This is a genomic window from Mycobacterium sp. 360MFTsu5.1 (genome assembly GCF_000383495.1).
GTDB lineage: Bacteria > Actinomycetota > Actinomycetes > Mycobacteriales > Mycobacteriaceae > Mycobacterium > Mycobacterium mucogenicum_B.
This window is the reverse complement of record NZ_KB911463.1, coordinates 401,298-415,883: the sequence shown is the minus strand read 5'-3', so window position 1 is coordinate 415,883 and position 14,586 is coordinate 401,298. Positions and strand designations below refer to the sequence as shown.

Below are 14,586 nucleotides of genomic sequence, written 5' to 3'. Positions count from 1 at the left end.
GATGTCGCTGACCGCAGACGCCGCAACCGAGGAGCGGCACAGGAACGTTGTCGACCTGCTGGACTCCGGCGTCATCACCGAGGTCGAGGTGGCATGGAGCGACCAGTTCGGCCACGCACTGGGCAAGCGGGTCCCCGTCGACCAGTTCCGTAGGCGCGCTGAAACTTCCGGATTCGGCTTCTGCGATGGCGCGCTCGCGTGGAACTCCAACGCCCGGGTGATCGAGAGCCTTCGGTCGACCAACTGGAACACGGGCTACCCCGACGCTTTCGCCGTACCCGACCTGAGCACCTTCCGTGCGCTGCCGTGGCGATCCGGCGTGGGGCACGTCATCTCCGACATCGTCGGTCACGACCGGACGCCGTCACCGCTCGATCCCCGTGCGGTGTTGCGGCGCGTCATCCAGCGGCTGGAGGCCCTGGGGTACACCGCGAAGGTCGGCGCCGAGTTCGAGTTCTACCTGCTCAATGCCGACGGGTCGATCTTCCAGGACGACGTACACGCCTACTCGCTGCAGAACGCCAACACTCTCGAACCGGTGCTCAGCGAGCTCTATTCGGTCTTGCGCGAGTTCACCTCCCTGGAGGGCCTGCTCACCGAATACGGTCCCGGGCAGGTCGAAGCGAACCTGGTCTACAGCGACGCACTGGATGCCGCCGACAACAGTGCACGGCTCAAGTACGCGGTCAAGGAGATCGCCCGACGCAACGGCAAATTGGCGACGTTCATGCCCAAGCCGTTCTCGGAGCACTCCGGAAGCTCTGCGCACCTGCACATCTCGCTGTGGCGCGACGGCGAGCCGGTTCTTGCCGGTGCCGACGGTGCCGAGAGCCAGGTCGGTCTGCACGCCATCGCCGGCCTTCTCGAACACTTGCCGTCCATCACGCTGTTCGGCGCGCACTCGGTCAACGCGTACCGCAGGTACGTCCCCGGATCGTTCGCCCCGGCGACCTTGACGTGGAGCCGGGACAACCGGACGTCCGCCGTCCGGTCGCTGTTGGAGTCGACGCCCGAGGCGACGCGAATCGAACTGCGCACCGGCGCGTCCGACGCAAACCCGTACTGGCTCATCGCATCTGCCCTGGCCGCCGTCGTGGCTGGCCTGGAAGCCCGACGCAATCCGTCAGAGCCGCAGACCGGCAACCTCTACGACGTCGGGGTCCGGCTACCGGAATCGCTCAGTGTTGCGATCGCGCTGGCCCGCAGCGATGACGCCATCGTCGACATCTTGGGCGCGGACTCCGTGCACGACTTTGCCGAGATCGCCCAGAGCGAGTGGGACGAGTACTCCAGTGCCGTCACCGACTGGGAATTCCGGCGCTACCTGGAGAATTCATGACTGCAACACTCGCGGCGCCCCGGTTCGGGGTGTGGGCACCCGTCTATGGAACCTGGGGCGCCAGAACACATCCCGTCGAGGTGCCCGATGCCAGCTACCGCCGGACACGCGATCTCATCGTGCGCGCCGAAGAGCTGGGCTTCGATTCGACGTTGGTGGCCCAGCACGTCCTGCATCCGGGTGGTGCCGAACACGATGTACTGGAAACCTGGTCGACGCTGGCCGGCCTGGCGGAGGCCACCAGCCGCGTCGAGTTGATCGGCGCGATCAAGCCGCTGCTGTTCAATCCGTTGGTCTTCGCGAAAACCGTTGCCAATATTGAACAGATCGCTTCCGACCGCGTGGCGATCAACCTCGTCAGCGGCTGGTTCCTTCCTGAGCTGGAGGCAATCGGCCTCGGCGACGTCACCCACGGTGACCGATACGAGTACTCCCGGGAGTGGCTCGACGTCGTCGGTCGGCTGTGGCGCGGCGACGCCATCGAGTCCGGGCTGGACGGGGCCGTCGCGGCCGGTGCGCAATTGCGGCCGGCCCTCGAGCGGACCCCGCGCGTCTACCTCGGCGGGGAGTCCGAAGCGGCGCGCGTCCTGGCGGCGGCGCAGGCCGACGTGTTCTTCCTCAACGGGCGGCCGCCACAGGATGCCGCCGAGATCATCGACGACATGCGGCGTCGCGAGCGGAAGAAGCCGGAGCCCTTGCAGTTCGGGCTGTCGGCGTTCGTCATCGCCCGTGAGTCGGAGGAAGAAGCGCAGCACGAGTTCGAATACCTGCAGGGCCTGGTTGACGGTTCGGGACAGCGAGACCGCACGGTGGGGGCCGACCCCGCCACCGCGATGTTCAAGGTGCACGAGGGTGTCGCGCGCGTGGGCACCAACGGCGGCACCCTGGCCGGCCTCATTGGCAGTTATGAGCAAGTGGCCGAACGGATCACGACATTCGCGGGCCTCGGGATAGACCTGTTCATGCTGCAGTTCCAGCCTCTGGAGACCGAGATGGAACGCTTCGCGACCCACATCCTGCCCCTGTTCCGATGAGTTGAGAAGGAAATCCCATGACCATCACGGCATTGGCCGCAGGGTCGGTCGCGGACCGGCGGGCGTCGCTGGAGTCGGTCGTCGAGAAGCTCGGCGCGGACGACGCCCAGCACGAGCTGACCCGAACGTTGCACCATGAGGCGATTCGCGCGATCGCCGACACCGGCGTCCTCGCACTCCGGATCCCCCAGGAGTACGGTGGCCCAGGCGGTTCCATCGTTGATGTCATCGAGACCGTCATCGATATCGCGCAGGCCAGCTCGAACGTGGCCCAGGCGCTGCGCGCCCATTTCGGATTCGTCGAGCGGCTCCTGGGTAACCGGGGCGACGACGCTCTGCGGGCCCGCTGGTTCCCCGATGTGCTCAGCGGAAAGATCGTCGGCAACGCGATCACCGAGGCCGTTGGTGCGTCCCCGGCGGCCATCGGCACCACGCTGCGTGCCACGGGTGACGGCCGATACCGGTTGGACGGCAAGAAGTTCTACTCGACCGGCACCCTCTACTCCGACCTGATCGCCGTCTCGGCCGAACGGGAGGACGGCCGCGAAGTGCACGTGATCATTCCGGCCGATCGCCCGGGCGTGACGTTGTTCGACGACTGGGACGGCTTCGGGCAGCGGCTGACCGCCAGCGGTGCAACGACTTTCGAGTCGGTGCTGGTGCACGAGGACGAGGTGTCGCTGGTACCCGAGGATCACCGGCTCGCGCACAGCCAGACTTTCCTGCAGCTGTACCTGACGGCGGTGACAGTGGGAATTGCCAAGGGCGCCTTGCGGGATGCCATCTGGTTCGTCCAGAACAAGGCACGTCCCGCCGCCCACGGGCTGACTCCCTCGGCCACACAGGACCCGTTCATCCTGCAGGCGGTCGGGGAGATCGCGGCCTGGACTTCGACCGCCGCCGCAGTCACCCTCGGTGCCGCGGCGGCACTGGATCGGGTGGTGGACTCCGGCCAGATCGACGACCAACAGGCCATCGGTGCGGCCGCGATCGAGGTGGCGAAGGCCCAACTCGTCGCGGAGCGGCTCACCCTCGATGCCGCGCAGCGACTGTTCGACACCGGTGGCGCATCGGCGACGGCCCGTACACTGAATCTCGACCGGCATTGGCGCAACGCGCGAACCATCGCCAGCCACAGCCCGCTGGCGTACAAAGCCTGGGCGACGGGGGATTTCGTTGTCAACGGCGCGCTGCCGCCCAACTCCGGATACTTCTGACCCGTGATGAGAGGACAGACCCGATAGTGGCCGCACCTGTTGTCGTCGTACCGCGCCGGTTCTCGGTCGGCGACGACCCACGCGTCATCGCGGCGAATGAACTCTTCGACCGGATCGTCGATCTGGTCGCCGAGGCCGGGCTTACCCCGCTGGTGGTCGACGACCCGTTCGTTGCACTGTCCGGCGTCAGTGGACTCGTGCTGCCCGGTGGCGGCGATATCAACCCGCAACGGTACGGACAGGCCACTACCGAGGTGGTGTACGACGTCAACGACGAGCAGGACGAACTCGACTTCACCTTGGCGGCGCGGGCACAGGACGCCGGCTTGCCGGTGCTCGGCATCTGTCGTGGAGCGCAGGTACTGAACGTACTTCGGGGTGGCGATCTCCAGATCGACTTGGTACCAAGTGAAGTCCCGCACCGGAGCGTGACGGCCGGCGAGCTGTTCGGTTGGCACACGGTTGCCCTGACAGCAGATAGCCGAGTCCACGCCGCACATGACTCTGACCGGATCGTCGTGGCGTCGGCGCACCACCAGGGCATCGCATCGCTGGGCGCCGGGCTGGTGGCGACGGGTTATGCTGCCGACGGCCTGATCGAGTCGTTCGAGGCCGTCGACGGTTGGGTGCTTGCGGTGCAGTGGCATCCGGAGGCACCGGGCACGTCGGAAGCGGTGCGGCGCGCGCCATTCGTGGCATTGGCGCGGAGGATCGAATCAGCTGCGACGCCCGACCGCAGCGCACCGACAGCCTGCTAGGACAACCGTTCGACGATGGGGCCCAACGCGAGTGCCGGCAGGTACTCCAGTCCGACCACGATCAGGGCGGCGCCGATCATCAGCCCCACGAACGATGGTTGATGAGTGCGCAGAGTGCCGTCGGTGACTGCCCCGGAACTTTGCCTGGCGAAGCTGGCGGCCAGGGCGAGCACCAGCATCATCGGCACGAACCGGCCGATGATCATTGCCACCGCCAGACTGATGTTGAATCCTGTTGTGTTGCCGCTGAATCCGCCGAACGCGCTGCCGTTACCCGCGACACAACTGGTGAACGCATACAGCACCTCGGACAGCCCGTGCGGGCCGGAGTTGGTCGTGGCGTTGGCGCCGGCCGGCAGCGCCATCGAGATCGCGACGCCGGTCAGTACCGTCACCGGCGGGGTGAGCACTGCCAGACTGACCAACTTCATCTCCCGGGCGCTGACCCGCTTGCCCAGATACTCCGGCGTGCGGCCGATCATCAGACCGCCGAGGAACACGGCGAGCAGCGCGATGACGACCAAACCGTACAGTCCGCTGCCCGTGCCGCCGGGGCTGATCTCGCCCAGCATCATGTTGGCCATCAGCACGCCGCCACCAACGCTGGTGAAACTGTCGTACGACGAGTTGGCCGCGCCGTCCGCGGTAGCGGTGGCCACCTGGCCGAACTGCGCACTACCGGGCATTCCGAAGCGAATCTCCTTGCCTTCCAGCGCAGTACCGACCGCACCGGCGATGGTGCCGTGCGGCATCGCTTCCGACATCCCGACGGCCGCGGTACCCAACCCGAACAGCGTGACAACTACGGCCAGCAAGGCCCAGCCCTGACGCCGGTCGCCGACCATGACACCGTAGGTGCGGACCAGCGACACCGGGATGACGGCCATGGTCACGATCTCGATGACGTTGGTCAGCGGTGTCGGGTTCTCGAACGGGTGCGCACTGTTGGCGTTGAAGGCCCCACCGCCGTCGCCGGACATCAGCTTGATGGACTCCCACGACGCAACCGGCGCGGACGGCAAGGTCTGCGAGCCGCCGGCCAGGCTGCCGATCGCCTGTGCCGGACCGAAAGTCTCCATCACACCGAGTGCGGTGAGCAGAACCGCAATGATCAACGCCATCGGGATCAGGATCCGGATGATGCCGCGCACCAGGTCCACCCAGAAATTGCCGAGTTCGAATGTCTGACGACGCACGATGCCGCGTATCAGCGCGATGGCCACGGCGATGCCGACAGCGGAGCTGGCGAAGGCATGCACGCCCAGGCCGACGGTCAGTCCGAAATGACCGAGCGTCGACTCGCCGGCATAGTTCTGCCAACTGGTGTTGGTGACGAAGCTGACCGCCGTGTTCAGCGCGAGCAACGGCGTCATTCCTGGTGCGCCCCAAGGTGCGGGCAGCTGCGTTTGCAGCATCAGCAGACTGAACAGCGCGGCCACGCTGACCACCGAGAACGCGACCACCGATGCCGCGTACCAGACCCAATGCTGTTCGCGATCCGGCTGCACTCCAACTATTCGATAGATCAATCGCTCAGCACGCCAATGCCTTTCGCTGGAGTAGACCGATGCGATGTAGTTGCCCAACGGCACATGCAGCAGAGCCAGGATCGCGACGATCGTGATGAGTTGCAGCCACGCCGCCGGTCCCCAATGCATAGTCACTGCCCCTCCTGCGTCAGCCTGCGGCATGCCACGCGCCGCGGGGGCCGACGTTAGACCCGCATCCGAGGAATATGACCTGGTCTTGACGCGATCTGAACACCCGCTGTAAAGATCGCCTCCAGCTGCGTAAGGATTCCGTACACATCCCGTCCGTCCCGCCGGCGAGCGAGTAGACCGACATACATGGAGAACCCGCGCTACTGGGTCGGCGGTGATCGCTGGCCCCAGCCGCTGCCCAGTTGGGCGCCTGCCTCCAGGCGGTGGTGGACTCGCCTGCTGGACGGCGACCACGTGTGGGGGTCGTTGAGCGTCTCACCCACCCGCTACGGCGTCACACGCTATTGGCTGGTCGTGTACCCACCTGGCATCGACAATGTCGAGCGCCGTTGGCTGCGCGCGTGGCGGGCGTGGCCGACGTGGGGCACCGTCCTGTGGCTGTTTTCCCTTCTGCTGCTTGGTGCTGCGACATCCTGGCTGCAGTTCGCCATTCCGACCGTCGTGTGGCTGGGAGTTGGGGTCGCGCTCTTCGCCCGGGTCGCACGATCGCACGCTCAGATTCGGACACTCTGCATCACCCGGTTCGCCGGCCGACCCGATGAGCAATTCGAAGCCGAGTACGTCGAGCTGAAAGTACTGGTAGGCAAGCTCCGGGCCGCAGACATGTGGCGTGATCAGGGCCGCTTGTCGGCAAGCGCTCACGAAGCGATCTGGTGGCAGGTCTACGACCGGCTCGGAGCAGCCCAAACCGCCAACGAACACCACTGTCCCTGAACGGTTTCGACTGAATCTGACAGACGGCCGTTCCACCTCACATCAAGGAGATTCTCAATGGTCATGGTTGCACGTCACCACCACGAAATGACGACTTCGCTGCTACCTTCGTGGATTACATTGGCGCGACAGGGATTTCGACGCCTGTGGGCCCGACGGAATTTAACCCTTCAAGAACGGGCCAACTTGTTCGCTACCTACACGCCACCAGCCCTGATCACGGCGTCGCTGGGCGGGCACATCCGTTGATCTGCGGCGGGCCGTCCAAGGGCACATGGCCTGCAGCTCAAGGTGCGGTGGCGACGCTGCTTCCTGAAGGCGCTTACGCCGCGGATTGCGGTCACATAGTGACTGCAATCCGCGGCATAGGTGTCGGTAACCGTAGGCAGCACCGCCAACGGCGCGATGTCCTACGAGGAAGCCCAGGCACTCACTGATGACGTGAATAGCTCACGGTAACAACAGAATTACGCGGCTGCTGCCAGGTCCGGCGTGGCTGCCGGTGCCCGCCGCAACCGGAGGCGCGGCAAGCGCATCGTCGCGTATCGGTTGGGCAGGGAGAGCCGGAACACCTTCCGCCACGCCGACGCGACCTGTCGCGGCAGTGAGCCGCTGGTGTAGGTCAGCCCGTAGCGTTCGAAGAGGTCGGCGACCTGCGGTGCGATCTCCTGGTAGCGATTACTGGGCAGATCGGGGAACAGGTGGTGCTCGATCTGGAACGACAGGTTGCCGGTCATGAAGTGCATCCACCGACCACCGGAGATGTTGGCCGAGCCGAGCATCTGCCGCAGGTACCACTCGCCGCGGGTCTCGCCCTCGATGGACGCCTTCTCGAACGTCTCGACGCCTTCGGGGAAGTGTCCGCACATGATGACCGAGTGGGTCCACCAATTGCGGATGAGGTTGGCCGTCAGATTCGCGGTGAGCGTGGTCAGCGCCGACGGTCCCGACAGAAGCGGGTGCAGGACATAGTCTTTCAGCGCCTGGCGGCCGGTTTTGGCCAGCACTTCCTTGCCCTGACGGCGGAACTCTTCCTTGTCGGTCTTGCCCTTGAGGTAGCGGCCGATCTGCAGGTCGTATGCCGCGATGCCGTACTGGAAGAAGCAGGCGTTGATGAAGTTGGTCAGCGGCTGCATCAGGTAGAAGGGACTCCACCGCTGATCCTCGTCGACGCGCATGATGCCGTAACCGAGGTCATGGTCCTTGCCGAGCACGTTGGTGTACGTGTGGTGCAGCTCGTTGTGCGAGTGCTTCCACATCGCGGCGGGCGAGGCGCTGTCCCATTCCCACGTCGTGGAGTGAATCTTCGGGTCGCGCATCCAGTCCCACTGGCCGTGCATCACGTTGTGGCCGATTTCCATGTTGTCGATGATCTTCGACACGGCCAGCCCGGCGGTGCCGGCGATCCATGCCGGCGGGAACAGCGAGAACAACAACACGGCGCGGCTGGTCAGCTCGAGCTTGCGCTGGCCGGCGATGACCTTGCGGATGTAGGCGGCGTCTTGTTCGCCGCGGCTGGCGATGACGTTGGCGCGGATCGCGTCGAGTTCGATGCCGATGTTCTCGATGTCGGCCTCAGAGAGGTGCGCGACGGGGTTGTTGAGTTTGCGTTGGATTGCAGTCATGGCGTAACTCCTTGTGTGAAGGCAGTTTTCGATCAGATGTCGATATCGCAGGCGCCGGCGGCTGCGCTGATGCAGGTTTGGATTACGACGCCGTCGCCTTCGACGGCGGTGGTGAGGTCGCCCGTGCGCACGTCGCGCACTGCTCCGCGGCGGAGGGGGACGACGCAGCCGAAGCACACGCCCATCCGGCAGCCCGAGGGCATCAGGACGCCGGCGGCCTCTCCGGTGTCGAGCAGCGTCTGATCGCCGGCGGCCTCGGTGGTGGTGCCGCTCTTGCTGAATGTCACGGTGCCGCCGTCGCCGGTGGCGAGGATTTCGGCGCGGAACCGTTCGGTGTGCAACCGGTCGGGTATGCCGGCCGCGGTCCAATGCTGTTGCAGCGCATCGAGTAGTCCGGCGGGTCCGCACGCCCAGGTGTGGCGTCCGGTGAGATCGCCGACCAGTTCCTGCAGGCGCGTCACGTCGAGCCGACCGTCGGTGGCGGTGTGGACCTCGATCAGCCGGATCCGGCCGCGCGCAGCCAGTTCGCGCAGCTCCCCGGCGAAGATCATGTCGTCGGGCGTCGGCGCGCAGTGCACGACCACGGCGTCGGTGTCCGTGCTATCGGCGAGGTTGCGCAGGATGCCCATGATCGGGGTGACGCCGCTGCCGGCGGCGACGAACAGCAGTTTGTCCGGAGCAGCGGTGGGAAGGACGAAGTCGCCGGCGGCCTGGTCGAGGTGCACCAGCGTGCCGACAGTGGCGCGACGCACCAGGTAGTTGCTGACCGTTCCGTCCGCGACGGCTTTCACGGTGATCGCGATGTGCCCATCGGGGCGATCGGTGTGCGAGGTCAGCGAGTAGGTGCGCCATTGGCGTACCCCGTCGACATCGATCCCGATGCGAGCGTACTGGCCGGGGATGTGCGATTGCCATCCGCTGCCGGGCTTGATCGTCACGGTGACGCAGTCGCGCGTCTCGGGATGTACAGCGGTGATCCGGCCGCGCAGCGGGGCTCCGGAACGCAGGGGTGCGACGAGGTCGAGGTAGTCGCCGGGCAGCAGTGGGGTGGTGATCCGCTCGGCCAGCTCGAGCACACGCCGGCGCAATCCTGCAGCGGTCGGGCGAACTGATGTCGTGGTCATGCTCTTAGCTTCCATGAGCAAGCGGTACAAAGTCCTATGCTGGGAGGGTGATAGATCCCGAACAATTTGTTCGAAAAGAACAGTTATGACGGATCCTGCTGCCCGATTCAGTGGCCTGGACCTCGACGAGGAGATAGTTCGGGCGCTGGAAGGGGTGTTGCCTCAGATGGCCGAGCGGACCGTCGCGGCGGTCACGGCCGAGGTGCCGAGCTACACCGACGCGTTCAGCGGACCGATGGGGCAGACCATCGAGAACGCGGTACAGCTGGCGCTGGGCGCGTTCCTGCGTCTGACCACCCGGTCCCACGACACCGATCCGGGGCCGAGGCTGTCTCCGGCGCTCGACGGTGCCTACGACCTGGGTCGGGGTGAGGCCCGCACCGGCCGGTCGATCGATGCCCTGCTGTCGGCCTACCGGGTCGGCGCTCGAGTGTCGTGGCGAGAGCTCTCGGCCACCGCGGTCGCAGCAGGACTGTCTGCGGCGACCACCGCGAGGTTCGCCGAAATGGTGTTCGCGTTCATCGACGAACTGTCGGCGGCCAGCGTGTCGGGCCACGCAGATGAACTCGCCGCCGCCGGCCGGGTCCGGCAACGCCACCTCGACCGGCTCGCCGCGGAACTGTTGGCGGGCGCGCCCATGAACCAGCTGCTCGCCAGTGCCGAGCAGGCCGACTGGAAGCCGCCGAAGACGCTGAGCGCCGTGCTGCTGCCGGAGGTTGAAACCCGCAAGCTGTCAGTCCTCTTCGCCCAGGAAACCCTCCACACGAGTCTTGACGTGTCTGAGGTGGACGCCGGTGAATCGCTGGCCGTGGTGCTCGTCCCCGACGCCGATGGTCAGCAGCGGCAGCGGGTCCTCGACGCCATGACCGGCAGCCGCGTGATCGTCGGACCTTCGCGTCAGTGGTGGCAGGTGAAATCCTCCTACCTGCGCGCGATGCGCACCCGGGCCCTGGTGGCAGGTGGCTCCGGTGTCGTTGACACCGAAGAACACCTCGTCGACCTGGTGCTCAGTGCCGACCACGACGCCATCGACGACCTGCGTCGGCGCGTGCTGGCGCCGCTCGCTGGGCTGCGACCGAGCACAGCTGAACGGCTCGAGGAAACGCTACGGGCCTGGGTCCTGCACCTCGGCCGCCGCGACGCCGTCGCCGAGTCGCTGTTCGTGCACCCGCAGACGGTGCGTTACCGCATGACCCAGCTGCGCGACTTCTACGGCGACCGGCTCGACGATCCAGATGCGGTATTGGAAATCACTGTGGCACTTGGCCTTACCGGCGCGCGGACACCTGCAGTCACCACGACGCCGGAATCGAGCAGCGGATCAGCTGGCGGCGTTGGGTAGCAGCGGAGGGCAGTCCCCGTGGGCATCGGTGGCCAGCTCGAAATGCCAGAGTTCGTTGGCGTAGATCTGACACAAGCCGAAGCGCCCACCATTGGCGATCAGCCACTTGTCGGCACTCTGGCCGCCGATGTCGACGGCCTGGCCACTGACATGCTTGGACTGCTGCGGCGTCTGGACGTACTGCCGCGCGGCGTTGTAACTGCCGTAGGTCTGGATCGCGTCGTCGAGCAATTGCTGCTGGAACTCTGGAGAGCGCCAGCCGGAGGTGATCGTCATGGGGATTCCCTCGGCAGCCGCCGCGGTCGTGGCATGCTGGACCGCTGCCAACAAGGCCGGATCAAGCCGGCCGACCGCCGGATCAGAAACATCGAAGGGGCTCGCCGCATCGGCGGACGCGGATGGCATCGGTCCGAGCAGCGTGAGCGCACCTGCCAAGGCCAACGTGGTCGCAGCGAGTCGCATGGGGGTCGAGACTACTTGAGGTTGCGAATCCGTCTCGCTGTCGAGCACCGGGCGCTACCCTCCGCTCAGGCCGGTGCTCATCGACCGTCGCCATCGCCGCGGAGGAGAAATCATGACCGGCACGACTTCGTCGGATCAGGCCGACGCCGACGCGGCACTCAAGGCGAAGCACCGCGCCCTGTGGGCCTCCGGCGACTACGCCACCGTCGCCTCCGACCTGATTTCGTCGCTCGGCCCGGAGCTGGTGCGCGCCTGCGGAATCCGGCCGGGAGATCGCGTGCTCGACGTGGCGGCCGGGTCGGGTAATGCGGCGATTCCCGCGGCGGCGCTCGGTGCGACGGTCACGGCGAGCGACCTGACCCCCGAGCTGTTCGATGCCGGCCGAGCCATCGCTGCCCAGCGCGGCGTCGAACTGGAATGGATGACGGCAGATGCCGAAGCGCTGCCCTACGAAGACAACAGCTTCGACGTCGTGATGTCCTGTGTCGGCGCGATGTTCGCACCACATCACCAGATCACCGCCGACGAGCTGGTCCGGGTGTGCCGTCCCGGTGGCACCATCGGCATGATCAACTGGACGCCAACCGGTTTCATCGGTCAGTTGTTCGCGACCATGAAGCCCTACGCAACCCCGTTGCCCCCCGGCGCCAGCGCGGCGCTGCTCTGGGGCGACGACAACCACGTGCGAGAGCTGTTCGGCGACAAGGTGACCGAGCTGACGGTTCAGCGGCAGACGGTGACGATGGCCCGTTGTCCGACGCCGGTCGAATTCCGTGAATACTGGAAGACCAACTACGGGCCGACCATCGCCGTCTACAACTTCAACGCTGACCAACCAGATCGAATCGCACAGCTGGACAACGACTTCGAACAGTTCCTGACTGCGGCCAACCAGTCGACCGCGTCCGGCCACACGCTGTATCAGGCCGAGTACCTGCTGGTCATCGCGGTCAAGAGGTAGCGTTTTCCCGCAGCGAGATCGGCGGTGTCGTTGCGGCGGCCAATGCAACGGCGTCGATCGTCTGACACTGGTACGGGAGTGTCTCCAGCCGTGCCGTCATCGTGCCGAGCGGATCCTCGAGCACCCCGGTGGTTCCCGACAGGAACGCCCACTCGTGCTCGTCGCTGCCGAAATAGACCACGGTGGCGAAGGTTTCACCGAAGCGCTCCCACGATCGGATCAGCGTCTCGTTGCGCCACAGCGTGGGGCAGCCCGCCTGGCCGGCGACGACGGCGCCGATGTCGCCGCACAGCTTCATGAAATCGGCACCGTAGAGGCGGTTGTGCTGGGCGGCATCAGCGCGTTCGTCGGGAAGGTCGATGACGACGACGTCGTACCTCGGTCCGGAATAGGTCGCCACAAACTCGTATCCGTCGGTGTAGTGCACCTTGACAGGGCCGAGTCCGGCTTCGGCCCTTGCCAATTCAGCGGGGGTGTAACCGTAGGGCAGATGTTCGGCACAGAGCCGGACGGCGTCGCGGTCGATGTCGACGTGATCGACGTGGGTGGCGCCGGCAGCCACGGCCATCTGGCTGGCCACGCCCTCACCGGAGCCGATGATCAGTACCCGATCGACCGCCTCGGCCAGCAGCATCGCCGGCACCATCAGAGCTTCGTGATAGACGAGCTGGCTCAATTCGGTGCTCTGCCGGTCCGAGTCGCTGAACAAAGAAATGCCCTGCTCCGTTCGGCCGATCACCAGATGCTGGAACTCGGTGTGGACGTCACACAGCACGTCGGTCAGCTGCCAGGTGCGGGTGATGCCGGGTGCCATCGGCTCGACGATCTGCTTGCCGGCGCCGCGAAACACGGTGTGGACGTGAGCATCTGCTGCGCCGACAGCCTGGCGCAGCAGCCGGACGGCCTCCTCGGCGTCGGCGGACTCGCCGCAGGTGAAGACGTCGACGAACATGGCGCCGCGCTCCGGGTAGCTGTGGATCGAGGCGTGCGACTCCGCGAGCAACGCCAGCACCGTCACGCCGTGCGGCTCGAAGCGCTTGTCCACCATGTCGCACACAGTGGCTCCGGCGCGTTCGACCGCGGTGCGCAGTAGGTGGCGCAGCCGCACGCGATCGTTGGCCAGTTCGCGATCGACGCCAGTGAATTCGGCCAGCACGTGACAGCCCGCGAAGCTGCTACCCGGTTGTGACTGCATCATCGACCTCCACGAATTCTGTTGCCAAAAAGGCAAATCCATTGAATGACGACGAATAGCTCGTCGTATACGCGCCGGCCGCATCGATCTCGACCAGATCGCCCGGCCGCAGCGTCACCGGCAGCGGATAACGCCGGTACAGCACGTCGTCGCCGTCGCACGTCGGGCCGGCGACCACGGCGTCGTCGACGGCATCACCGTCGCGGCTGGTGCGCAGCCGGTACCGGATGTACTCGTTCTCGGTTTCGGCCAGCCCGCCGTAGCGCCCGATGTCGAGGTACACCCAGCGGCGGCCGTCGGTGCCGGTCCGCACCGACACGACTTCGCAGTAGAGCGTGCCCGCCGACCCGACGATCGCGCGTCCCGGTTCGATGGCGACGTGAGGGAGCACCGGGAAATGGCGCTCCAGTGCGTCGGCGATGGCGTCGCCCACGACCCGGACGCTGGGCACGCGCGAATCGTACGAGACCGGGATTCCGCCGCCAAGATTGAGCGTGGCCATGCCGGGTACAGCGTCGAGAACATCACGTGCGCAACGGATGCCGATCTCCCACGCGCCCGGGTCGAGCTGCTGTGAGCCGACGTGGAAGGCCAGCCCGTCCCCTCGCAGACCCAACCGGGCAGCCTGGCTCAGCAGCCCCACCGCCTCGTCCGGTGCACAGCCGAACTTGTGCCCGAACGGTGTCACCGACGACGGGAACGCCGGTGCGATGCGACATTCGACGCTCGACCCGGGCGCGTTCTCGGCGATCGCCTCCAAGCCGGCTGCGGTGTCGAACGTGAATCGCCGCACGCCCCGCGCAAACGCGTACGCGACCTCGGCGGGCTTCTTGAGCGGGTTCCCGAACGTCATCAGGGCGCCGTCGACCCCGGCCGCCGCGCACAGGTCGATCTCGCCGACGGACGCGACGTCAAACGTGCAGTCAAGGTCGGCGAGGAGCCGGAGGACGGGTTCTGCCGGATTGGCCTTCACCGCGTACCGAATCTCGGCCGTGGGCAGCGCACCGCGCAACGCAGCAACGTTCCTGCGCACCGTCGCGAGGTCGATCCTCAGGTAGGGCCTACTGGGCACACGCGGCAGAGTACTGAACCGA

Annotated in this window: 13 protein-coding genes; 7 read left to right on the top strand and 6 right to left on the bottom strand. The window is 66.2% G+C overall.

Going from position 1 to position 14,586, the window contains the following annotated elements; genetic code table 11:
* The first annotated feature begins 1 nt into the window (after position 1).
* Genes H289_RS0105550 through H289_RS29800 form a run of 4 tightly spaced genes read left to right on the top strand, consistent with a single transcriptional unit; the run spans position 2 to position 4,348 of the window.
* Entirely contained in the window at positions 2–1,339 is a 1,338-nt protein-coding gene (locus tag H289_RS0105550; RefSeq protein ID WP_020099766.1) for a glutamine synthetase family protein, read from the top strand.
* Positions 1,336–2,373, top strand: coding sequence for an LLM class flavin-dependent oxidoreductase (locus H289_RS0105545; protein WP_020099765.1), 1,038 nt, complete (start codon positions 1,336–1,338; stop codon positions 2,371–2,373). The genes H289_RS0105550 and H289_RS0105545 overlap by 4 nt, the downstream gene beginning before the upstream one ends.
* Before the next feature lie 17 nt (positions 2,374–2,390).
* A complete protein-coding gene (locus H289_RS0105540) occupies positions 2,391–3,590 on the top strand; it encodes an acyl-CoA dehydrogenase family protein (protein WP_020099764.1) in 1,200 nt (399 codons plus the stop codon).
* Between the two features lie 26 nt (positions 3,591–3,616).
* Positions 3,617–4,348 (top strand): gamma-glutamyl-gamma-aminobutyrate hydrolase family protein, encoded by a 732-nt coding sequence (locus H289_RS29800; protein ID WP_020099763.1) that lies wholly within the window; start codon positions 3,617–3,619, stop codon positions 4,346–4,348.
* Here the strand turns inward: H289_RS29800 and kdpA are convergent.
* A complete protein-coding gene (kdpA, locus tag H289_RS0105530; protein ID WP_020099762.1) occupies positions 4,345–6,006 on the bottom strand; it encodes a potassium-transporting ATPase subunit KdpA in 1,662 nt (553 codons plus the stop codon). The genes H289_RS29800 and kdpA overlap by 4 nt on opposite strands.
* Before the next feature lie 189 nt (positions 6,007–6,195).
* Here kdpA and H289_RS0105525 point away from each other — a divergent pair, with 189 nt between their 5' ends.
* Positions 6,196–6,783: a DUF6611 family protein gene (locus H289_RS0105525; RefSeq protein WP_020099761.1), complete on the top strand. Its 588-nt coding sequence runs from the start codon at positions 6,196–6,198 to the stop codon at positions 6,781–6,783.
* 467 nt (positions 6,784–7,250) lie between these two features.
* Here H289_RS0105525 and H289_RS0105520 read toward each other — a convergent pair whose 3' ends face one another.
* Both H289_RS0105520 and H289_RS0105515 read right to left on the bottom strand, forming a co-directional pair.
* The gene (locus tag H289_RS0105520; protein ID WP_020099760.1) at positions 7,251–8,408 is read right to left on the bottom strand and encodes a fatty acid desaturase family protein; all 1,158 of its coding nucleotides are present in this window, start codon (positions 8,406–8,408) and stop codon (positions 7,251–7,253) included.
* Between the two features lie 32 nt (positions 8,409–8,440).
* On the bottom strand, positions 8,441–9,532 hold the full coding sequence (locus tag H289_RS0105515) for a ferredoxin reductase (RefSeq protein WP_029104819.1): 1,092 nt from the start codon (positions 9,530–9,532) through the stop codon (positions 8,441–8,443).
* An 85-nt stretch (positions 9,533–9,617) separates the two neighbouring features.
* Here H289_RS0105515 and H289_RS0105510 point away from each other — a divergent pair, with 85 nt between their 5' ends.
* Positions 9,618–10,874 carry a PucR family transcriptional regulator gene (locus H289_RS0105510; protein WP_020099758.1) on the top strand — a complete coding sequence of 419 codons (1,257 nt, stop codon included), beginning with the start codon at positions 9,618–9,620 and terminating at the stop codon, positions 10,872–10,874.
* Here H289_RS0105510 and H289_RS29795 read toward each other — a convergent pair.
* On the bottom strand, positions 10,854–11,336 hold the full coding sequence (locus H289_RS29795; RefSeq protein ID WP_020099757.1) for a M15 family metallopeptidase: 483 nt from the start codon (positions 11,334–11,336) through the stop codon (positions 10,854–10,856). The genes H289_RS0105510 and H289_RS29795 overlap by 21 nt on opposite strands.
* A 112-nt stretch (positions 11,337–11,448) precedes the next feature.
* Here H289_RS29795 and H289_RS0105500 point away from each other — a divergent pair, with 112 nt between their 5' ends.
* The gene (locus H289_RS0105500; protein WP_020099756.1) at positions 11,449–12,297 is read left to right on the top strand and encodes a class I SAM-dependent methyltransferase; all 849 of its coding nucleotides are present in this window, start codon (positions 11,449–11,451) and stop codon (positions 12,295–12,297) included.
* Here the strand turns inward: H289_RS0105500 and speD are convergent.
* Positions 12,287–13,492 (bottom strand): adenosylmethionine decarboxylase, encoded by a 1,206-nt coding sequence (gene speD / locus H289_RS0105495; protein WP_020099755.1) that lies wholly within the window; start codon positions 13,490–13,492, stop codon positions 12,287–12,289. The two genes, H289_RS0105500 and speD, sit on opposite strands and share 11 nt — an antisense overlap.
* Positions 13,473–14,564 carry a type III PLP-dependent enzyme gene (locus H289_RS29790; RefSeq protein ID WP_051128392.1) on the bottom strand — a complete coding sequence of 364 codons (1,092 nt, stop codon included), beginning with the start codon at positions 14,562–14,564 and terminating at the stop codon, positions 13,473–13,475. The genes speD and H289_RS29790 overlap by 20 nt, the downstream gene beginning before the upstream one ends.
* Positions 14,565–14,586 lie beyond the last annotated feature (22 nt).